General features: G+C 49.4%; 17 protein-coding genes and 1 tRNA gene. 9 read left to right on the top strand and 9 right to left on the bottom strand.

Going from position 1 to position 20,701, the window contains the following annotated elements; translation table 11 throughout:
- The first annotated feature begins 18 nt into the window (after positions 1-18).
- Both RN22_RS01535 and RN22_RS01540 read left to right on the top strand, forming a co-directional pair.
- Entirely contained in the window at positions 19-567 is a 549-nt protein-coding gene (locus tag RN22_RS01535; RefSeq protein ID WP_046302818.1) for an NAD(P)H nitroreductase, read from the top strand.
- A 110-nt stretch (positions 568-677) separates the two neighbouring features.
- Entirely contained in the window at positions 678-2,612 is a 1,935-nt protein-coding gene (locus RN22_RS01540; RefSeq protein WP_046302819.1) for a DNA topoisomerase III, read from the top strand.
- Here RN22_RS01540 and RN22_RS01545 read toward each other — a convergent pair.
- From RN22_RS01545 to RN22_RS01565, 5 genes are all read right to left on the bottom strand, one after another.
- Entirely contained in the window at positions 2,594-4,189 is a 1,596-nt protein-coding gene (locus tag RN22_RS01545) for a GGDEF domain-containing protein (RefSeq protein ID WP_046302820.1), read from the bottom strand. The genes RN22_RS01540 and RN22_RS01545 overlap by 19 nt on opposite strands.
- A gap of 217 nt (positions 4,190-4,406) precedes the next feature.
- Positions 4,407-5,165 carry a sulfite exporter TauE/SafE family protein gene (locus RN22_RS01550; RefSeq protein WP_046302821.1) on the bottom strand — a complete coding sequence of 253 codons (759 nt, stop codon included), beginning with the start codon at positions 5,163-5,165 and terminating at the stop codon, positions 4,407-4,409.
- Between the two features lie 99 nt (positions 5,166-5,264).
- Positions 5,265-5,341 (bottom strand) — tRNA-Pro (locus tag RN22_RS01555).
- A gap of 116 nt (positions 5,342-5,457) precedes the next feature.
- Positions 5,458-7,332 (bottom strand): DUF3413 domain-containing protein, encoded by a 1,875-nt coding sequence (locus RN22_RS01560; RefSeq protein ID WP_046302822.1) that lies wholly within the window; start codon positions 7,330-7,332, stop codon positions 5,458-5,460.
- Between the two features lie 53 nt (positions 7,333-7,385).
- Complete coding sequence (locus tag RN22_RS01565; RefSeq protein ID WP_046302823.1) at positions 7,386-7,604, bottom strand: DUF1414 domain-containing protein; 219 nt, start codon at positions 7,602-7,604, stop codon at positions 7,386-7,388.
- A 76-nt stretch (positions 7,605-7,680) separates the two neighbouring features.
- Here RN22_RS01565 and yejK point away from each other — a divergent pair, with 76 nt between their 5' ends.
- The 7 genes from yejK to RN22_RS01595 all read left to right on the top strand — a co-directional run bounded on the left by yejK (position 7,681) and on the right by RN22_RS01595 (position 16,429).
- Entirely contained in the window at positions 7,681-8,694 is a 1,014-nt protein-coding gene (gene yejK, locus RN22_RS01570) for a nucleoid-associated protein YejK (protein WP_002541089.1), read from the top strand.
- A 184-nt stretch (positions 8,695-8,878) separates the two neighbouring features.
- The gene (locus RN22_RS01575; RefSeq protein WP_231590828.1) at positions 8,879-10,177 is read left to right on the top strand and encodes an Hpt domain-containing protein; all 1,299 of its coding nucleotides are present in this window, start codon (positions 8,879-8,881) and stop codon (positions 10,175-10,177) included.
- A 42-nt stretch (positions 10,178-10,219) separates the two neighbouring features.
- Positions 10,220-12,682, top strand: a complete 2,463-nt coding sequence (locus RN22_RS01580) for a hybrid sensor histidine kinase/response regulator (protein ID WP_046302824.1) — start codon at positions 10,220-10,222, stop codon at positions 12,680-12,682.
- Between the two features lie 133 nt (positions 12,683-12,815).
- Entirely contained in the window at positions 12,816-13,139 is a 324-nt protein-coding gene (locus tag RN22_RS24605; RefSeq protein WP_082111337.1) for a nitrous oxide-stimulated promoter family protein, read from the top strand.
- A 290-nt stretch (positions 13,140-13,429) separates the two neighbouring features.
- Positions 13,430-14,416: a TRAP transporter substrate-binding protein gene (locus RN22_RS01585; RefSeq protein ID WP_002541093.1), complete on the top strand. Its 987-nt coding sequence runs from the start codon at positions 13,430-13,432 to the stop codon at positions 14,414-14,416.
- Positions 14,417-14,471: 55 nt separating this feature from the next.
- Positions 14,472-15,029, top strand: a complete 558-nt coding sequence (locus RN22_RS01590; protein ID WP_046302825.1) for a TRAP transporter small permease — start codon at positions 14,472-14,474, stop codon at positions 15,027-15,029.
- The gene (locus RN22_RS01595; RefSeq protein WP_046302826.1) at positions 15,026-16,429 is read left to right on the top strand and encodes a TRAP transporter large permease; all 1,404 of its coding nucleotides are present in this window, start codon (positions 15,026-15,028) and stop codon (positions 16,427-16,429) included. The genes RN22_RS01590 and RN22_RS01595 overlap by 4 nt, the downstream gene beginning before the upstream one ends.
- Before the next feature lie 53 nt (positions 16,430-16,482).
- Here the strand turns inward: RN22_RS01595 and RN22_RS01600 are convergent, their stop codons facing one another.
- From RN22_RS01600 to RN22_RS01615, 4 genes are all read right to left on the bottom strand, one after another.
- Positions 16,483-17,979 carry a M4 family metallopeptidase gene (locus RN22_RS01600; RefSeq protein WP_046302827.1) on the bottom strand — a complete coding sequence of 499 codons (1,497 nt, stop codon included), beginning with the start codon at positions 17,977-17,979 and terminating at the stop codon, positions 16,483-16,485.
- A 330-nt stretch (positions 17,980-18,309) separates the two neighbouring features.
- A complete protein-coding gene (locus tag RN22_RS01605; protein WP_046302828.1) occupies positions 18,310-19,434 on the bottom strand; it encodes a M20 family metallopeptidase in 1,125 nt (374 codons plus the stop codon).
- A gap of 73 nt (positions 19,435-19,507) precedes the next feature.
- On the bottom strand, positions 19,508-19,969 hold the full coding sequence (locus RN22_RS01610) for a YjiG family protein (protein WP_002541098.1): 462 nt from the start codon (positions 19,967-19,969) through the stop codon (positions 19,508-19,510).
- The gene (locus tag RN22_RS01615) at positions 19,969-20,694 is read right to left on the bottom strand and encodes a nucleoside recognition domain-containing protein (protein WP_046302829.1); all 726 of its coding nucleotides are present in this window, start codon (positions 20,692-20,694) and stop codon (positions 19,969-19,971) included. The genes RN22_RS01610 and RN22_RS01615 overlap by 1 nt, the downstream gene beginning before the upstream one ends.
- Between the last annotated feature and the right edge of the window lie 7 nt (positions 20,695-20,701).

Below are 20,701 nucleotides of genomic sequence, written 5' to 3' on the forward strand. Positions count from 1 at the left end.
TTCTTTTCGGGACGATATATGGACGCGATAACTCTTCTTACCCAGCGCCGCTCAATTCCTCGTTTACTGGCTCCGGCTCCGACTGGTGAAGCATTGGACAACATGCTGGCAGCCGGCCTCAGGGCACCGGATCATGGCGCGTTGACGCCTTGGGAGTTTGTCGTCGCGACAGGGGAAGGACTGGATAAGCTTTCTGCCATTTTGAAAAGCGCGGCAGAAGCCGACAACGAAGAAGACGCGGTGGTTGAGAAAGCAACCAAGTCACCTTATCGCGCGCCTATGGTAATCACTGTGATTGCCCGCACCAAGCAACATGACAAAGTACCTGTGATTGAGCAGCACATCTCTGCAGGCTGCGCGGCACAGGCAATGCAGATGGCAGCAGTTGCGCAAGGTTTTCAGGGCTTCTGGCGTACCGGGAAATGGGCTTATCACCCTGTTGTTCGTGAAGCGTTTAACGTGTCAGGTGACGACGAGATCGTAGGGTTCCTCTACGTAGGCACACCGGATTGCACACCGGCTGGCGTGCCAAAGCGTGATACTGCAAAGTACGTGACGTACCTGTAATCCTGCCCTCGTTCCATTCAACAATTAACTGGATGTATATCCAGTTAATTGTTGTTAACTTCCCTGAATTTAGATAAATTGTGGGTTCATCGTCCGAGACTTCCAACGATATGACCAGACTCTTTATCGCCGAAAAACCCAGCCTAGGCCGCGCGATTGTCGCAGCACTTCCCAAGCCCCACAAAAATCATGAAGGCTATGTTGTTGCCGGAAATGGCGACACGGTGACATGGTGTATCGGTCATTTGCTCGAGCAGGCAGAGCCTGAGGCTTATGACGAAAAATATAAAACCTGGCGACTCGACGATCTTCCTATTCTTCCGCAGCAATGGATTTTAAAACCACGTAAATCTGCCGCCAAACAATTAGGCGTGGTGAAAAAACTGCTCAAGCAGTTTGATGAAATCGTGCATGCTGGCGACCCGGATCGTGAAGGTCAACTGCTGGTGGATGAAGTGTTCAGCCATGCCAAGCTTTCTGAAGCCAAGAAAAAACGAATCCAGCGTCTGTTGATTAATGACCTGAACACCTCGGCGGTGAAAAAGGCGTTGTCAGCACTGCGCAGCAACATGGACTTTGTGCCGCTTTCAGTGTCAGCACTGGCGCGCTCAAGAGCGGATTGGCTCTACGGCATGAACATGTCCCGGGCTTATACTTTGCTTGGAAAGCAGGCGGGGTATCAGGGTGTGCTTTCCGTCGGTCGCGTGCAAACACCGGTGTTGGGGCTGGTAGTTCGTCGTGACCGCGAAATTGAAGCCTTTATCCCCAAGCCTTTCTTTCAATTGGACGCAGTTATTCCTTACCAAGGTAGCGATATTCTTGCCCGTTGGCAGCCGAGTGAAGCCTGCCAGCCATGGCAGGATGAAGAAGGGCGGGTATTGGCGAGGAATCTGGTCGAAAACGTCGCGCGTCGTATTGAAGGCCAGCCTGCAACGGTGACTAAATCAGAGCGCAAGACTTCCAAGCAATCGCCGCCGCTACCTTATAGCCTGTCTGCATTGCAGATTGATGCGGCCAAGCGTTTTAATATGAGCGTCGCCGATGTACTGGCCTGTTGTCAGGCCTTGTACGAGAAGCATAAGGTGATCACTTATCCGCGCTCAGATTGCCGCTATCTCCCTAAAGGCCATTTCAAAGAAGCACAAAGCGTCTCCACCGCGATTGCGAAAACGACTGATGCGTTATCTACCGCGGTCAGCAATGCCAATTTTTCCCTTAAATCGAAGGCTTGGAATGACAGCAAAGTGGATGCTCACCACGCGATTATTCCTACGTCGAAAAGCAGCAGTGCATTGAGTGGACGTGAGCGGAATGTTTATGAGCTGATTGCCCGCCAATACCTGATGCAGTTTTATCCTGCCGCGGAGTATGCAGAAGCCAAACTGGACTTTGAGATTGCGGGTGGTCTTTTCATCGCAAAAGGGAAAAAGCTAATGTCTCCGGGTTGGCGAGCGCTGTTGTCCCGAGATAAGTCAGCGCAAAATGAAGACATCGAAAGCCTGGTACCACCGCTGGATAAAGGCACTGTATTGACCTGTGCGCGCGGCAACATCAAAGATTGCATGACTGAGCCTCCGCGTTATTTCACAGAAGCGACGTTGCTGCAGGCGATGACAGGGATTGCCCGATTTGTAAAAGACCCATCGCTCAAGAAAATCCTGCGCGATACGGACGGATTGGGAACAGAAGCAACTCGTGCTGGGATTCTAGATTTGCTGTTCAAACGCAGTCTGCTGTCTCGGGAAGGAAAGCAGATCCGCTCTACTGCTTCTGGCAAAGGCTTGATTGATGCGTTGCCAGAGAAAGCAGCCTATCCGGATATGACGGCTCAATGGGAGCGTCAGCTGCATGATATGGCAGAGAAGAAAGGTGCCTACCAGCCCTTTATGACGGCGTTGGAATCAGAGTTGAATGTGTTGATGCAAACCGTCAGACAAGGAAACGTGCCGGATAGCCTTCGCTCGCTACCAGCTCAACCTAATCGATTCAAGAAGGGAAAGGGAAGGGCGCCAGCTAAAAAACGCCGTTATAAGACAAAGGCCTGATTCTTACCTGCGTTCTTCGCCTCATAGAGTGCGACATCGGCGTCAATGAAAAGCTGTTGCTGATTATTGGGCTTTTCTGGGATGGTGGTTTTTCCCCCCGCACTGATGGTCACGATCGGCGCAACGGGTGAATCACCGTGCGGGATCTCCAGTTTGCGCACGGCTTCCAGTGCGCGATTAGCGACAGAGATTGCATTCTCTCGGTTACTGCCCGGTAACAGGAATACGAACTCTTCTCCACCGAATCGTGCCAACAGCGCACCTGCGCGTCTCTCGACCTGACTGAGCGCTTCAGCCACTCTGGTCAAACACTGATCGCCCAATGCATGGCCGTATTTGTCGTTGTATTGCTTAAAGTGGTCGATATCGACAATCAAAATGGTCAATGGGGTTTGGTAGCGAAGGGCGCGACGCCATTCCTCTTCCAGTCGCTCATCCAGCATCCGGCGATTTGGTACCTGTGTCAGACTGTCTTCTCGAGAGATCTGATTCAAGCGCTTATTGGCTTCTTCCAGCTGCGCTGTGCGCTCTGCCACGCGGTGTTCCAGTGACAGATTGAGGGCTTTCAGATCATCTTGTGCACGACGTTGGATAAGGTGCTGTGACATAGTGACCCCAAGGAGCTTCAGAAGCTCGCTGTGGTAACTTTTCAGTGGCGTTCCAGAGATTAGGTTGTCACAGGCAATCCAACCAATTGGATCGTCACCATCCCATAGCGAAATGGTGGCATTCCAACCCGTCCCAACGACTTTGTTGTCATGATAGAGCTCACAGCCTTCATTGATGGTGATATGGCGCTTCTTATCAAGTGTGGTTTTGGCGTGGTAGTGCTCATGAATCGCCGTGCAATACCATTGCTCATTGGTCACGGTTCCGTTGATATCTGTTCCATAGGTCCCGCGCAACAAACCGGTATGGCTATTGAGAAGGAAAATAGCCATGCGGTCAAAATCGAGAGCATGAATACACTCATAAACCGCAGTATGAAGCATGTTATCCAGAGAATGGGCGTGCCAGAGTCGTAACGAGATTTTATGTAGGATATGGAGTTGTTCTAAAAGTCCCTTTTGTGAGCAGACTTCTTGCACCAGTTTCTTTTCGGTTTTTTTATGATTGGCTTTTTCAAAAGCTAGGAACTGGTGTTGCAGGTGACTGTCGAGTACACCTGAAAGCATCAATGCCAATAGCGTTTTAGCTTTAGCATCAATGTGAATTTCTTTTTTGGTTGAAAGCAGTAAACCAGCGGATTGTATGCCACGAATATTGAGTGGGAGCTCATAGTGATAGTGCCCCTGTTGCTGCAGAGGCGCATCAGTGTCTAATAGTTTGGAGAGTAGGGACTGATCTTCTTCGCCTAAAGCCATGGCAGGTGAAGAAACTTGATGGTGACCATCGCGAATATCTGCGATCTGGCTCCAGCTTGCGTTTTCAGTCTCTTTGAGAAGAACTTGGCAGCGGACATCGTCAGCAAGGAGGCATAAAGTCTGGCCTAGGGCTGCACAGAATGCATCCAGATTTTCTTGCGGACGAATCGCTTCGCCTGCTTTCAGGCAGAATGCGTAATCCAAAGCAATCATGCCCATGACTCCCTTATGACTGGCTACTGACGAAAAATGTGATTTTAGTTCTAATCTTTAGATGGCCAGTATGACAGTAATCGCCATTAGCAATGTCTAAATTTCCCTCATCTTCGACAGACTTCACAAGGGAGTTTAAGGGTCTGTGATGCCCGTAATGTGTTTGTTCTCTATATGGTTATTTGTTTGATATGGCGGTAAAAACTCTTGGTTTTTGTTAGCTCGAGTACGCAAAAATAACGCCAGCAAGTGTCATCAAAAACAGGAACCACTTGAGGAGTTTAGGGTCTGCTTTAATGGCAAACTTCACGGCTAACCAAGCACCAAACATGGATCCCAACGCAAGCAGCAAGCCGGGTAACCAAAGAATTAAATCCTGCCAGATGAAGATAGCGAGCGAGACGGAAGTAAACGCTAACGTACAGACGAGCTTTAAGGCGTTACCGCGCACGAGATCATAGCGAAGCGTCCCACACAGCGCAGCAATCAGCACAAAACCGACACCCGCCTGAACAAATCCACCATAGAAACCCGCAATGGCAAGTCCAACCCAGGCTGCTGGTGTATCCTTCACCTTACGTGCAAGCTCTCCTTCATCGGGCATGACTGCCTGAGGTTTTACCAGCATGATAAATGCCATTAAGAGCATGGTACCGAGCAGGAGTGGTTTGATGATTGAAGAGGGCAGCCAGGCCGCTGCTCCAGCACCCACTGCACCACCAATCAGAGTTGGGATAAGAATAGGTAGCAGGTCATGGCTATCCAGACGCTTATGATGGCGAAATCCTGCAACGCCGGAAACACTCTGCATAAAAACGCCGACACGGTTGGTGGCGTTGGCCACTTCCGCTGGCATGCCCAGCACAATTAACGCAGGAATGGTGAGGTTTGAGCCACCGCCAGCCAGTGTATTGATAATGCCTGCAACAAAGCCAAGCACAACCAGCAAAGCGCCAAACTCGATAGAGACGTCCATTTCGCTATCCAGATAATTTCAATAGGGAAATGAATACTAACCAAGAACATGGCTACGAAAAAGCCCGCAGCTAAAAAGCTGCGGGCTCATATAGATAGATGGTCGGTCTGAGAGGATTTGAACCTCCGACCCCTGACACCCCATGACAGTGCGCTACCAAGCTGCGCTACAGACCGACACTATGGATTCATGGTACGAACACAGTATTTAGCTGTCAATCGCCTTTCTTTATTAAATCCGCGAATTTCAATCGTTTGGCTAAAAAGAAACCAGCTTATCGCTGGCTGCTCTGTTAGTTTTCTTCGGGATGATAGAAGCGCTTCAACTCGTGCATCACCTGCATCAGTACAGAAAGCTGAGGTTTGCCTTCCGGTTGCAGCTTGTAGTTGCTGTCATACACGCGATAGTTTCCGAACTTGTCCACCACCGTGGTTTTGTCAGGCTGAACCACGACGATGTCACGACTGTCACCAGCGATGACCCATTTTCTTGGCTTATCGGAAAGCTCGAATAGGTTCATGCCACTGGTATAGTTGGTCGAAGGGCTGTCAACCGCCAGCATGGACTCCATCAATGTTGGAACGATATCCAAATGCGAGCTGTAAACATCGACTTGGCGGGGTTCCTGATTTGGCCAGTGCATGACCAGAGGAACCTGCAGCTGATACTTACTGTAGTTGGTGTTTGCGCCCCAGCTGTTGGATCCGGTTTCGTTAAATTCAGTGCCGTGGTTAGATGTAATGATCACCACGGTGTTATCGAGCTGGCCGTTTGCTTCTAAAGTGTCGAGCATTTCACCCAACAAGGTATCCACGTAATAAGCGGCATTGTTATAGCTGTTTTTCAGCACCAGCGAGGTTTGTTCGCCTACGCTTGCCATATCGTTGTCGAGTGATGGCTGGAACGGACGCTCATAGTCACCACCTTGTTCGTAATCAGTGACACTTTTGAGTTCCAGATAAGCGAACCAAGGTTGTTTCACATCACCGGCTTTGATCCACTCGTCGAGATTGTCTGCGGCAATATGGTCAGCCACCCAGGTTTCCGACGCTTTGACATTTGACGCTTGCTCAAGGTGCTTACCAAAAATGCTCTGATAATAGATCGGGTTGTCGAAGTTATCAGCGCTGAAAAGACCGAAACGGTAGTTGCGCTTATCCATCGTATCAATCAGCAATGGACTTAAACCTTCCGTTCGCGCGCTTTGTGCATAGCTGCCAGGCAAGCCGTAAAACAGGCCAAAAATTCCTGCCATCGCATCATTGCTGGAACTGTAGTGATGGGTATATTTCAGATTGCTGTTAGCAAACTGATTCAGGTTTGGCATCACAACCGGGTCAAGCATGTCTGCTCGCAAGCTTTCCACCATCACCACAAGCAGGTTAGGGCTAAAGCTTTGTGCGTTGGCGGAAAACGAAAGTTTTTCCAACGGATAGCGAATCACTTCGCTTTCCTGATCGCCAATGGCATCTTTGCGGCGTTGATATTCTTGACGGTCAAGCAGCCCGTATTTCTCCATGAAGGTTTTCGCCGTCATTGGATAGGAAACCGGGAAATTGGAGCGTTGCGCAGTCACTGGGCTGTAAATGAAAGCATCTGCCCAGATATGGATGAGGTGACTGCCGATAAAGCAGATCGCGAACACGCTGGCGATAGGCACACCGACGCGTTTGCGGGAAAGTTTACGGAGTTTTCGCCAGACCCATTCCGAAATAATGAGTTCCAGCAGGAAGATAGCGGGCACGACCACAAACAGGTATTGCCAGTGGGCGTTCATGTCCGTTTTTTCGCCGCTGAGCAATAACTCCCACACCAACGGATTCAGGTGAAGGTGCATTGTCTCATAGGCGTAGATGTCCAACAGCAGGATGGTCATACCTGCCGTGGCAACCAGAACAGCAAATAGCCTCATCAACCGCTGGGAAGGGATAATGAAGCTAGCTGGGAAGATAACCAGTATGTAGAGGGCGAAAACCAGAAAACCGAAGTGACCGATCCATGTCAGCAATTGATAGGTTTGACCTAGCAAAGTCTCTGGCCAGCCTGACTGAGCGATGTAGCGAGTGCCCAGCAACATGGCTGCGATAATGTTGAAAAAGCTGAACCAGTGCCCCCAGCTCACGAGCTGGGAGACTTTATCCCTGTAGGTGTTTCCGCTGTCTACCATATATGGTTAATTCTTCTCTTTATTCTACTGCACGTCATTTTCGACGCGGCTTATTACTCTGTATCGATTGAAGACAGCAGAGCTTGAGCAAATTTTTCAGCGATCAGTTGACGCTGAGCCACTGGCAAGTTGTTGTTAATGATGTTGGTAGCAATATTACCAACAACCATCAGCGACAGATCAGTAGATACTTTGTGCTTTTCAAGAACATTGACCACATCGTTCAGGATCTGTTCAACGTTTTTATCTTGATATTTAGAAGTAACAGGCATAGAAACTCTTGTCTTGTGTCAGGAGAAGCCGCGTATAATACCCCACACTCTAGTCCGACGAAAAATGTTTTCAATTATGAGCCTCACGCTTTCAAACGTTATTCTTCATCAAATCAAAAAAGAGGGTGAAGACACGCTGGTTGTTCAACTGAGAGATCAACTGTTAACTCATTCACCTTCCACGGAAAATCTAATCAGCGAAATCCATCGCGTGTACAACGCGAAGGCAGGAAAAGGTTTCGGTCAGTTTGCTGAAGAAAGTGAGTTTTGTGGCTGGTTGAAGGCCAGTCGCAAGCAAGAAATGGACTTTCTGACATTTTCTTCCCAGTCTGCCGAGCGTCTGAAAACCGAATTGTCGAAGTATCCTTTTGCCGAAGAAGGGGTTCTGGTGATCGCTGAGTACCGCTCTCTGGCGACAGAATATCTCTTTATCGGATTGTTAGAATCAAAATCCAGTATGAAAGTCACTGATGATTTGGAAATCAGCAGCACAGATTATCTGGATGTCGCCAAGATGGATATCGCCGCACGTATTGACCTCTCTACCTGGGAGAGTGACGCAGAATCTAATCGCTACCTGACCTATGTAAAAGGACGAGTTGGCCGCAAGGTTGCCGACTTTTTCCTTGATTTTATGCAGGCCGAAGTCGGCATGGATACCAAGCAGCAAAATCTGGTACTGATGCAGGCGGTGGAAGATTACTGTGCGGATTCTCGTCTGGATAAAGAAGAGAAGCAGCAATATCGTAAGCAAGTTTATGACTACTGTAACGGCCAGCTGCAATCTGGTGACGAAGTGGTTGTGAAAGAGTTGGCGGGTGAACTGCCACAAAACGATCAAGGCGTGGACTTCTACCAGTTTGCCTCCGAACAAGGCTATGAACTGGAAGAGAGTTTTCCAGCAGACCGTACGTCGATGCGTAAACTGACCAAGTTTGTGGGCGGCGGCGGCGGCTTGTCGATCAACTTTGACAGCATGCTTTTAGGCGAGCGTGTTTTCTACGATCAAGAAACCGACACGCTGACGATCAAAGGAACGCCACCGAATCTGCGTGACCAGTTAACCCGCCGACTGAACGTCGACGAATAAGCCAGATGAGCGTCATGGTGCAATGGAATTTGCGCCATGGCGTTTTTGGCACTGCAAGTTTGCAAGTCTTTGTTTGCAAACCAAGACAAATTGCCTAACTTATAAGAAACTGCAGTAAATACTTAAAATGACATGACTTTCGTTCCTGCTGTTGGGAAACGCATTGCAAGACAAAGGATTGATTGTGACATCACTGCCCGAAAGACTTCTGCAAACTAAATCTTCTCTATTTTCAGGCAACCTTTTCGCTGGTCATAAATGGCTGTCGATCCTACTTTGGATTGGTTTCGGAGTGTCATTGGCCTATGCCTTGATCTCTTATTCAGACATGAACCACACCCGGGACCACGCAGGACATGTGGTTAAGCTTAATAATGCGGCCCAGCAACTGAGACAAACCGTTTCTGCCTCAATGATCAACCAAAGCGATGAGTTGGTTCAGTTGGAAAAAGAGGTTCAGCACTTTCGTTATCTGTTGCTTCGTACTAAATCCCACACCATTGAAGACAGCTGGGAAGATATTCAAAACACCTTGCTTGAAGCCGATGCGTTTGTTGAAGACGTCGATAACCTGCTCGCCTCGATTTACTCGATTTCTTCTGTCACCAAACAACTCAAACAACTTCACGATGGAACCAGAACGCCAGAGTTAAAGCGCCTTCTCCAAAGGATCAGTAGCTACTTATTGTTTGAACTCCATGGCCTGAATGATTCACTGGAGCGCAATAGAATCGCCCGTTTCAATGGGTACATCAGACAGTTGGAGTCAGAGTTTTCGAAAATGCCCGAAGGGATGACGCGTAGCGAACTATTCACGCTGTACACGGGTCTCGAGCGACTGAACCGTCAGCTAGAGAGTGTGGATGCGGTGATCAATCACAAGTTTGTGCGCTCCATTACCCAGCTGCAAAGTTACTGGACGACCCGCACGCTCTTGCTTCTGGACAAAACAATGACGGCGATGTTCGTTGGATTTGGTTTTCTCGTCGGACTCATTTTGCTCAGTGCCCGGAAAGAAGAGAGCAGCGTCGCGAATGGAGCGGTGAATCCTTCTAAATCCAAAAAAGTGAAAGCCGACAAAAAACCATCTGAAGGGGCGGGCTTGTTCACCTTTGTTGAACCCGATGAGCCACTTTTCGAACCTGCGGTGTTGAAAGAACAACTGGATGAAGACGAAGACGCTATTGAAGCCGTACTCACCATGTTTGTTGCCGAGCACCAAAACGACGGAAAAACCTTACGCAAGCACTTTGAAGCCAAAGAACTGGCCCGGGCCCGCACTCTTATTCATAACGTGAAAGGGGTGTCAGGCAATATTGGTGCGCTAGCGCTGCAGGCATTCTGTTCTCATGCTGATTCCCGTCTGCGCAAGGGCGAGTGGATTGATGAGAACGAAGTGAAGCATTTTGAAAAGCTCCTGAGTATCACCATTCAATCGGTTCTCAAAGAGATGGAAAACGCTCACCGAACCACGGCATCTTGAGGAAGCAGCGTGTTTACAAAGGACGTACCCTGGTACAAAACTATGAGCTTCAAAGCCCTGGGCATTTTGGGCATGATGCTGACCGTCGTGGTCATTACCATCGTATATGTGCTCGATACCACAGGTAACAGCATGGTGCGTGACAGTGCTAACCAGCGTGTAGAGGCGCAGGTTGAAACCGTCGCGCAAAGTCTGGGGCAACTTTCAAACAGCGTCGGCACTGTCGCCCTCTCTCTGGCAAATACGCTCTCGTTGCAAGATTCAGATACCGTCATCGAGCAGAAGCTCGCCAATATGTTCAGAAACCCACACATCCGCGATATGGTCGCCAGTGGCGGCTTTTGGCCTGAACCTTATCTCTATGATCCCGACAAGGTGAAATCGTCAGTGTTCATCGTGATCGATGATGATGGTTCTTTCCGCCGAATCAACGACTACAACGAAGAAGACGCGACGCCTTACCAACTCTCGGAATGGTACGCGCCAGCGAGATACGCCAAAGAAAAGGCGTATTGGTCAAGAGCGTATATCGATCCCTACACCAATGAGCCCATGGTGACCTGTACGGTACCGATTTTTAGCCAAAATTTGTTCGTTGGTGTTGTGACGATTGATGTCAGATTGGAGCGACTGCAAGCATTTCTTACCCGAAGTGGCGAGAAACTCGGGGGTTATATGCTGATGTTTGACCGTGGTGGTGCCATGATGTCATTCCCGGATGCAAAGTACTCGCATGACCCGTCGCTGACACCTTTACCCAGTGTGAAAGAGATTGCCAGCCATGAACCCGATTTTGCGGAACTGGCTTTGGTGATTAGTCAGGCAACACAAGGTGAGCGTTTACTTCGCCAAAGCAATCCAAATGTTATGGATTTGGCCAAAGCGATTGTTGCCTCATCACCGGAAGTTGATTTGGGTTACGCAGTCTCTGTCGCTTCAGACCTGATGCCGGATCTTTCTCTGTTCAGCAGCACTGAGCGCTTATTCATCCACTATCTTGAGACTGACCCGATTCTGGATGAGACAACGTTAGTATTTGGCCGGACCTTGCCTGATACCAACTGGACCTTGGTCGGTGCATTACCGGAACGGCTGCTGCTGGTGGAAGCCACTCAACTGAAAAACGACCTTTTCTTCGCGATGGCGTTGGTGTCTATTTTGTTGGTGTGTATCACCTATGTCGCGATTCACCTGCAGATTGTTCGCCCGATGGCGAAAGTCAGGAATGCGCTGGTTCAGCAAAAAGGCGATGCACCATTTGCTCCGATTGATTATCCAGAAAAAGACGAGCTCGGTATGTTGGTCTCTGAGTTTAATCAGCTGAGCTCAAATCTGGTGGAAACCCGTGAGCGTGCAATTGAAGCCGCTCGGACGAAACAGCTTTTCCTTGCCAATATCAGCCATGAAATCCGAACGCCAATGAACGGGATATTGGGTGCTGCTTCTTTGATGCAGGATGAACCTATGTCTGGCAAGCAGGCTGAATACTTGTCAGTGATCGCTCACTCTTCCCGTGGCTTGATGTCTTTGATCAACAATATTCTTGATTTCAGCAAGATGGAATCCAATCACCTGAAACTGGAAGAAGCGCCGTTCGACTTGGAAAAACTCGGGCGATACGTGCGAGATCTCATGCTGCCAACCATTAAGAATAAACCGCAGTTAGCGTTTGAATTCAGCTATCAGGAAGCTTGCCCAAGACGGTTTGTGGGTGATGCCCACCGTATTGAGCAGGTGATGTTGAATTTGGTTTCCAATGCGTTGAAGTTTACCGAAAACGGGCTCGTCCGCCTTAGTGTATCGATGAACACAGAGAAGGGTGGCTACACAGGCGTATACGTCAGGGTTAAAGACACTGGTGTCGGTATCCCAGCAGAAAAACACAAAGTTATCTTTGATGAATTCCAACAGGCCGATACCTCGACGACCAGAAAGTTTGGTGGCTCGGGATTGGGGCTGGCTATCACCAAACAGTTGATAGATTTGATGGGCGGTTCTATTTCTGTCTTCAGTGAGCCAGGACATGGCGCGGAGTTTGAAGTCTTCCTTCCCCTTCAAATTGAAAAAGATGGCAGTGATGTGAAGGGAAGGGAGCTTCTCAGACAAAACAATGGTGCATTTAGAGGCAAGCATTGCCTATTGGTGGAAGACAATGCCATCAATTTGATGATTGCGGAGAAGATGCTGGCAAAGTTTGGTTTCACTGTGGATAAGGCAACAGACGGCATTTCCGCGGTCGATAAAGCCACGATTCGGGGCTACGACATCATCTTTATGGATATTCAGATGCCGATGATGGATGGGCTTGAAGCCACACGTCAGATTCGAGGGTCCAACAACTTCAACCAGCAGACCCCAATTGTTGCGATGACAGCGAATGTGTTGAAAGACGATATCTGGCGCTGTATCAGCAATGGCATGCAAGGCCACATTGGTAAACCATTGCGAGAAAACGATATTTACACTGCATGTGTGAAGGCGTTGTCTGCAGAAATCGAAGCGTGAGTGTTTGATCCAAACGTGCTGAAACTGGATATCGGCGATTTGTTTGAATGAAAATGTAACAGCGGTTGGTTCTTCATCAAAGCTTGATCTTGGTCAAGGGATTTTAGATCTGGCTGAGGAAAATAGCGCGGCTATGAAAACTCAACCCACACAGTCAGCGCCAACACGACAGCCTCTATGGCTCGTTCGCGCCATGACAACGCTTTATTGCAGACACATTCATCGCGGCAGCCAACTCTGCACGCAATGTTCAGACTTAATTGCGTTCGAAACACAACGTGCACAGCAGTGTTGTCGTGACAGTGGTACCTTGTCATGCCGCGAGTGCCACCGACAGTGTTATCCGGATGCCAAGCGTTTGGAGATCAACCATATTGTCCGCTGGGCAGAGCCTAAAATGCGCTGGCGCAAGCCTATCTTGATTGCGCGCTATTATGTCCAATCTCTATTAAATTGAATCGTGTAGCGACTTCTCTCTACATCAATACAAACGCTTCTCCCGCTTCTCCCCCGCACTTGAGTGTGGGGAATTACATTTCTTCTGGGATACCGCATCATCACACTTTTTTGAACCATGGGTGGATTCATACCCATTTGCTTCTCTACAACTCTCACTTTTGTTGGATAGTTGTTAAATAATTGTTTTCTCTCCGCGGCTTTTCTTTTTCCTCAACTAGACCTTAAAAGGCAAATGTTCCCAATGATGTGTTTGGGACATAACGACACAAGGAATGAAGAGGAAAAGCTATGAAAAAGCTAACGACGATGTTTTCAGTGTTGGCGCTATGCGCAGGTATGAGCGCAGGCGTGCAGGCAGCACCGGATACCATCAAGTTTTCACATGTGGTGGCTGAAAATACGCCAAAAGGCCAAATGGCGCTGAAGTTCCGCGATCTGGTTGCAGAGCGCATCGGCGACAAGTATGTGGTTGAGGTTTACCCAAACTCTCAGCTTTTTGGCGACGGTAAAGAAATGGAAGCGCTGCTGCTTGGAGATGTTCAGTTTATTGCCCCTTCTCTCTCCAAGTTCTCGAAATACACTAAAAAACTGCAGGTTTACGATCTGCCATTCCTGTTTAAAGACATGGAAGCGGTGGACCGTTTCCAACAAAGCCCGGCGGGTCAGGCACTGCTTTCTTCGGTGAACAGCAAGGGTCTGATTGGTCTTGGCTATTTGCACAACGGTTTGAAGCAACTGTCTGCTAACGATCCTCTGCGCGTGCCTGCGGATGCAGATGGTAAGAAATTCCGCATCATGAGTTCAGATGTGCTGGCAGCCCAGTTTGAGGCAGTTGAAGCTGTGCCGCTGAAGAAACCTTTCTCAGAAGTCTTTACCCTTCTGCAAACCCGCGCGATTGATGGACAGGAAAATACCTGGTCAAACATCTACTCCAAGAAGTTCTTCGAAGTGCAGCCATACATCACTGAATCTAATCACGGCGTGTTGGATTACATGGTGACGACTTCAATGGAGTTCTGGAATGATTTGCCAGATGGCGACCGAGCGGTACTGAAAAAAGCACTGGACGAAGCGGTTGCGCACGGTAATGCCATTGCCAACGATAAAGCGATGAAAGACCGCCAGAATATTCTGGATTCAGGCCGTAGCGAAATCATTACCCTGACAGATGCTGAACGTCAGCAGTGGGTTGAAGTGATGAAGCCTGTATGGACCGAATTCCAGGATGAAATTGGTCCAGAGGTGATTGAAGCCGCTGTTGCTTCAAACCAGTAAATTGCAGTAGCCCGGTCGTTTAAGCGTTCCGGGCTTTTTTATTCGGGAGTTCCAAATGGTTAAGTTGTTACACCGTTTCGAAGAAGGAGCGATTGGCCTTCTTCTGGTGACAATGACACTGCTGGTGTTTTTTGAAGTGATTCTTCGCTTCTTTTTCAACGAGGGTTTGCTCTGGGCTCAAGAGCTGACGCTTTATCTGTCTGCTTGGCTGGTTTTGATGGGCGCGTCCTGGGGATTGCGTGAAGGCGCACATATCGGTGTGGATGCTGCCATCAAACACCTTTCACCCAGCACGCAAAAAATGGTCACGCTGGTGGCACTTGCGTTTTGCTTGGTTTACTGCGGACTGTTTATTTATGGATCGTGGGTTTATCTCAGCAAAATGAAAATGATTGGCATTGAAATGGAAGACTTGCCGATTGAGAAATGGAAAGCCATGTCTTGCTTGATGTTGGGCTTTGGACTGCTGACGTTACGTGTCCTGACCATTGGCTATGAAGTGATGACAGGTACTCGTGCGGGATTTGGTTTGGTCGACGAAGCCAAAGAGAGCATGCACCTCGCTGAAGAGGTGACGAGGGAAATGGAAAGCCGGGAGGAGCAAAACAAATGACCATCGCCGTATTATTTGGGTTGCTATTCCTCTGCATGTTCATGGGCATGCCCATCGCGATTGCGTTGGGTTTATCGAGCGTTGCAACCATTCTGATGTTTTCCAATGACTCGCTGGCATCTATTTCGCTCAAGCTGTTTGAAGCAACCAGCGAACACTACACCCTGTTGGCTATCCCATTTTTCATCCTTTCCTCCGCGTTCCTGTCGACAGGTGGTGTCGCACGCAGGCTGATCAATTTCGCGATTGATTCTGTCGGTCATATCCGTGGTGGCCTGGCCATGGCGTCTGTGATGGCCTGTATGCTGTTTGCGGCGGTATCCGGCAGTTCTCCTGCTACGGTAGCTGCGATTGGTTCGATCGTTATCGTGGGTATGGTGAAAGCAGGCTATCCAAAAGCGTTCGCAGCAGGTGTTATTGCCAACGCGGGGACGCTAGGTATTTTGATCCCGCCTTCCATCGTGATGCTGGTTTATGCGGCTGCGACAGAGGTGTCGGCGTCTCGCATGTTTATGGCAGGTTTCATTCCTGGCCTGATGATGGGCGGCATTTTGATGATTGCGATTTACATCGTTGCGCGCATCAAAGGGTTGCCAGCACAACCATTCCCCGGCGTGTTTGCACTCTCACGCTCTTTCCTGCATGCACTGGGCGGACTGATGCTGATCATCATCGTGTTGGGGTCAATATACGGCGGTGTCGCGAGTCCGACCGAAGCGGCATCTGTGGCTGCGGTATACGCCTGGTTGGTGAGTGTTTGGGGCTATCGTGACATTGGTCCGCTGAAAAACACGCCTTGGCGTAAGGAAGGTGAAAGCACCGTTTCCATGTTGCTGCGTAACTTTGCTGTATTGCCTTTGGTGATGGTGAAATCATTCACCGACAAGGAAGTGAACCATGTGGTGCGCGATGCGGCGAAAGTCAGCATTATGCTGCTGTTTATCATCGCCAATGCCATGTTGTTTGCCCATGTGCTGACGACGGAGCGTATTCCACACACGATTGCAGAAACTATCGTGGCGTGGGGGTTACCGGCATGGGGCTTCCTGATTGTGGTGAATATCCTGCTGCTGATTGCGGGCAACTTTATGGAGCCATCCGCGATCTTGCTGATCATGGCACCTATTCTGTTTCCGATTGCTATGCAGCTGGGTATCGACCCCATTCACCTTGGCATCATCATGGTGGTTAACATGGAGATTGGGATGCTAACGCCACCAGTAGGACTCAACCTGTTTGTGACAGCGGGAATAACAGGAGAGAGTATGGGATGGGCGATCAAAGCTGCACTGCCTTGGTTAGGTCTGCTGCTGTTCTTCTTGATACTGATTACCTATATTCCCCAGATCTCGCTGTTCCTGCCAGATTATCTCGATTCACTCAGGGGCTATAAGTCTTAGAGAACCACAAGAGAAAGGGGCGATTAACGCCCCTTTGTTTTGGCTAGGTTATATCAATTGGTACATTGCACACCGACTTGATTAAACACTGCGGTCACTTCTGCTACGTTGTAACCGTAATCAGCGGCTGCACTTTCGACGCCACAGGCGGCCTGATTGTAGTTAGAAGTGGGTGTCCAGTAGGTCTGATTAGCACGTACGAAGATATCGAACGCCTTTCTCGTGTCCCAACCTGCTGTGCTTGCCAGTAAGTAGAAAGCGCGGTTGTAGACGCCGGATGAGTAGTGCACATCCATGCCCGCCTGGAAATTAGAGGCGTGGCCAATAGATTTGCCATCCTGAGTGGGATCAATCATGTAGCGCAGTGCGCCATCACCCTTGAGAATGTCATAGCCTACCAACCAGTCATTGCTTCCTCGCATGTAAAACTCAGCCGCTTCCCCCGCGATATCTGAGAAAGCTTCATTGATACCGCCTGACTGCTCGCGATATTCCAGACCAGAGTTCTGTTCTGTGAAACCGTGGCTCACTTCATGGGAGGAAACATCAAGGCTTACCAGCGGATAGAAGAATGACTGACCGTCACCAAACGACATGGCGCGGCCATCCCAGAATGCATTTTCGTAGTTTCGGCCATAGTGAACGCGCATGGTCAGCTGGAAGCTTAACGGCGCGGTGTTATACCAGTCTTTGTACATATTGAAGACAACACCACCAAAGAAATGTGCATCGTTCGCTGGTGAATACGCACCATTCGCGTATTTGTAGGTGTTTTCCGGGCAACTGAACGAATGGGTGCTTCCACCCCGGGTCTTGTTGTTCATGTTGATCGTGCGGACGTTGTCATTCTCCATCACACAAACACCGGATGACTCCTGAACATCGAGATTGCCGAAATCTGAGCCGTAATAGTATTGACCGATTTTTTCATTACCGCCGGGGCCTGTAGCGCTATATGGTACGGGTGTACCACCTCCGCCACCGCCACCTCCGGGCTTGCCGGGTTTACCGCCTTTCGCAGTCATCAGTTCGTCCCAGTGTCGGATGACTTCGCCGGTATGGGCGTCGACCAGGCCAGCAGGGCGATAAAGAGCACCATTGTGACCCAGCATAAAGGACACGCGATATGCCAGACGAGAGTTCTCCCCCTCATCTAGAATGATTAATTCAACATCTTTATGTCCCGCTGGCGCGCCTTGGTAAGCCTTGGCAACGGCTGCAATAGCCTGCCCTTCAGTGAGAGAGGGTCGTACATCAAAGCCTGTTGGCAGAGTGGGTAGATTGCCTGAGATAGTTTGGCCTTCACCAGAGGATTCAACGATGAGGTGACTGTTGTAGAAACGGACGCCTTTAAAAGAGGGGGTTGCCTTCACTTTCTCTGACTTTTTCGCGGTAAGGAATGATTTCCCTTTTTTGAACTGGTAGTCGCCGCTAGCACCCACTGCTTTCCCTAGTGCTAAACCTTTCGGTGCTTTTACCGATATTTCTGCTGCTTGGGCATAACCATTCATCATGATTAGCGCAGCACTAATTAGGGTTAGTTTGTACATCTTAAAATTCACTCCATTGATGCGATATAGATCTCCTTAACCGTGGCTCAATTTTCGCAGTTTGCACCTGTGGTTTCGGAATTAATCTCAAGAAAATTAATCAATATCTGGTGTTCTGGGCGGGAGTCGCGGCGTGGTGATGATGAAGTTAGGCAAATCGTTGCATGATGATTTTCAACTGACCCCAAAATGAAAAGTGAACAGGGTAAGCATGGAGAAAGGAAAAATAGGCTGGAGAAGTGTTTTAGCTATGCAAAAAAAACGCAAAAAAATTTAAACAAAAAGGCGAGTATAGACTCGCCTTTTTAATCAATAAGTTAGAGTGGTTAATCAGGCTGAAAGCTTTGTAATCACGCGTTTGAGAAGTTCGATACGTGGTTCAATAGAATTCAGAACCAGATATTCTTCATCACTATGGAAGCCTGCGCCAACAGGGCCCAGACCATCCAGTGTAGGAACACCCAGCACTGCCGTCAGGTTGGCATCTGATCCGCCACCCACCGCTTGCCAGGTAATGTCCATGCCAAGTTCACGGCCAGTTTCCTCAACCATTGCCATCAGGCTTTCTGTTTCTTCGCTTGGCACCATAGAAGGCTTGTAAGCTTGGCGATCAAGCTCAACTGATACACCTTCGATGAAAGGGCTCTCGGTCAGAACGCGGATTTTCTGGTCGATATCGGCGTATTCGTGGTTATCCCAGAAACGCACGTCGACAATCGCTTCTGCGTGTTCTGGAACAATGTTTGCCCCTGCGCCGCCGTTGACCACGCCTACGTTCAGTGTGGTGCCAGATTCAAAATTGGTCATCGCATTGATAGCGAGAATCCAGTGCGCCATTTCTGAAATTGCGCTGCGGCCGTTTTGCGGTTCGTTACCAGCGTGTGCCGCTTTGCCTTTGAAAGTTATTTTGTAGCGCGCCATGCCTTTGCGTGCTTTTACCAACGAGCCGTCAGCGCGGGCAGCTTCTGCAACCAGCACGGTACGCGCATCTTTCGCGACCGACTTGAGCCAGGTTTCAGAGTGCAGTGAGCCGATTTCTTCATCAGGGTTCATGCACACGCAAATCGACATCTTGTCGAGAACGGCTTTATCGAGCGAGCGCAGGGCATAAACCACATTGAGCAAACCGGATTTCATGTCAGACACGCCCGGACCGTATGCGCGATGTTCATCAACACTCATTGGTCGGGCAGCGGCGGTGCCGACTGGAAATACCGTGTCCATGTGACCAATCAGCATCAGATCAATCACGTCGTTTTCAGGCTTGTTGCGGATTTCCAGGCCAGAACCCGCCTTGCCACAATCAACACGTTTAATGTGCCAGCCACCCATTTCTTCATACTTTGCGGCCATCATGTCTGCCACTTTTTCGATGCCTTCGACCGTTAAAGTGCCACAATCCAGATTGATCAGTGGGCGCAGCTCTTCCAGATACGCATTCAAATCAAAACTCATAAAATCTCCCGCTTTCCTGGGGGCAAAAGACCCAAATGAAAAAGGCACAGCGAATGCTGTGCCTGAAAAGTCGTTAAACCAGAATGTTCATGACGAACATTGCGCCGAATGCGTTGATCACAGAGATGAAGATCATCACTGGAATGTAGCGGCCTTCAGTACCGATTGGGCCAAGGATACGGCCGAGGTACTGAACCTGTGAACCCATCAGGTAGATAGCTGGCGCTAGAATCGCGATGTGTTCGCCGTTCAAGATGCCTTGGTCGAACAGGGTGATAACCACGCCCACAGCGCCGCCCATCGACATCCATGCACCAATCAGGACCGCGGCGGCTTCACCCGGCAGACCAAAGATTGCCATGATGGGTGAAAACAGGGTGCCCATAGCATCCAGCGCACCGGTAATTTGCAGTGCCTTGATGATCACGAAGGCCATCAGAACGTTTGGCACGGTGGACATAGTCGCGATGGTCCAGCCTTTCTTTGCGCCTTCAACGAAAATGTCAGTTACCATCGGCTTCTTTGCAACGCTCATTATGCTTTCTCCTCGGTCATCGCTTGTTCTGCTTTATCTTCTTTGCCTTCAGTGATGTTCAGGTAAACGCGGAACAGGTTTGCGCCGACGATTTTGAAAATGAACATCACGCCGACAGCGAGGCCAATTGAAGAGGTGACGGCCATAGAGCCATCGGCCAGCGTTAAGGTGAAGAGAACGGCGCCGGATGAGAAAAAGTTAACGATGGTGGCACCCGCAGAGAACTGGAACATGGTGAAGATATCGGTTTCGCGTTTGGTGAGTTGGCCTTCATCTTTGAGCTGACGGGTCATGGCTGCCCCCGCATCAGTGCTTTGCAGAGAAGCAATCAGTGCCAGACCTGTATTGCCTGGAATATTCATGAGAGGGCGGAGAAGTGGGGTTAAGAGCTTGCGTGCTGCGTCCAGTGCACCATAGTGCTCCAGCACGTTAATCATGCCCAGTGCGAACATCACAGTTGGGATAAGCGTCAACGCGAACAGGAAACCATCACGTGCACCGCTACCGCCTTTACCACGTAGCGAGGTGGTTGCTGCTTCCACGCCTTCAGCAGTTTCACTCACATCATAAACCACACTACCGAATGAGCCATTCAGCGTGGTGAAGTCAAAGATGCCATACCATTGGTTGGACTGAAGCAGACCTGAAAAGAATACGACGGCAAAGGCGAGGGCAATGTAGCTGCCGACGGTGACTTTGCGCGCCTGTTGCGCAGGAGTGGACATGATGTTT

Source organism: Grimontia sp. AD028 (genome assembly GCF_000973155.1).
Lineage (GTDB): Bacteria > Pseudomonadota > Gammaproteobacteria > Enterobacterales > Vibrionaceae > Enterovibrio > Enterovibrio indicus.

What these genes read in the sequence shown, in the direction of transcription:
- RN22_RS01535 (WP_046302818.1), top strand. Translation starts at nt 19, where the DNA reads ATGGACGCGATAACTCTTCTTACCCAGCGCCGCTCAATTCCTCGTTTA.
- RN22_RS01540 (WP_046302819.1), top strand. Translation starts at nt 678, where the DNA reads ATGACCAGACTCTTTATCGCCGAAAAACCCAGCCTAGGCCGCGCGATT.
- RN22_RS01545 (WP_046302820.1), bottom strand. Translation starts at nt 4,189, where the DNA reads ATGATTGCTTTGGATTACGCATTCTGCCTGAAAGCAGGCGAAGCGATT.
- RN22_RS01550 (WP_046302821.1), bottom strand. Translation starts at nt 5,165, where the DNA reads ATGGACGTCTCTATCGAGTTTGGCGCTTTGCTGGTTGTGCTTGGCTTT.
- RN22_RS01560 (WP_046302822.1), bottom strand. Translation starts at nt 7,332, where the DNA reads ATGGTAGACAGCGGAAACACCTACAGGGATAAAGTCTCCCAGCTCGTG.
- RN22_RS01565 (WP_046302823.1), bottom strand. Translation starts at nt 7,604, where the DNA reads ATGCCTGTTACTTCTAAATATCAAGATAAAAACGTTGAACAGATCCTG.
- yejK (WP_002541089.1), top strand. Translation starts at nt 7,681, where the DNA reads ATGAGCCTCACGCTTTCAAACGTTATTCTTCATCAAATCAAAAAAGAG.
- RN22_RS01580 (WP_046302824.1), top strand. Translation starts at nt 10,220, where the DNA reads ATGAGCTTCAAAGCCCTGGGCATTTTGGGCATGATGCTGACCGTCGTG.
- RN22_RS24605 (WP_082111337.1), top strand. Translation starts at nt 12,816, where the DNA reads ATGAAAACTCAACCCACACAGTCAGCGCCAACACGACAGCCTCTATGG.
- RN22_RS01585 (WP_002541093.1), top strand. Translation starts at nt 13,430, where the DNA reads ATGAAAAAGCTAACGACGATGTTTTCAGTGTTGGCGCTATGCGCAGGT.
- RN22_RS01590 (WP_046302825.1), top strand. Translation starts at nt 14,472, where the DNA reads ATGGTTAAGTTGTTACACCGTTTCGAAGAAGGAGCGATTGGCCTTCTT.
- RN22_RS01595 (WP_046302826.1), top strand. Translation starts at nt 15,026, where the DNA reads ATGACCATCGCCGTATTATTTGGGTTGCTATTCCTCTGCATGTTCATG.
- RN22_RS01600 (WP_046302827.1), bottom strand. Translation starts at nt 17,979, where the DNA reads ATGTACAAACTAACCCTAATTAGTGCTGCGCTAATCATGATGAATGGT.
- RN22_RS01605 (WP_046302828.1), bottom strand. Translation starts at nt 19,434, where the DNA reads ATGAGTTTTGATTTGAATGCGTATCTGGAAGAGCTGCGCCCACTGATC.
- RN22_RS01610 (WP_002541098.1), bottom strand. Translation starts at nt 19,969, where the DNA reads ATGAGCGTTGCAAAGAAGCCGATGGTAACTGACATTTTCGTTGAAGGC.
- RN22_RS01615 (WP_046302829.1), bottom strand. Translation starts at nt 20,694, where the DNA reads ATGTCCACTCCTGCGCAACAGGCGCGCAAAGTCACCGTCGGCAGCTAC.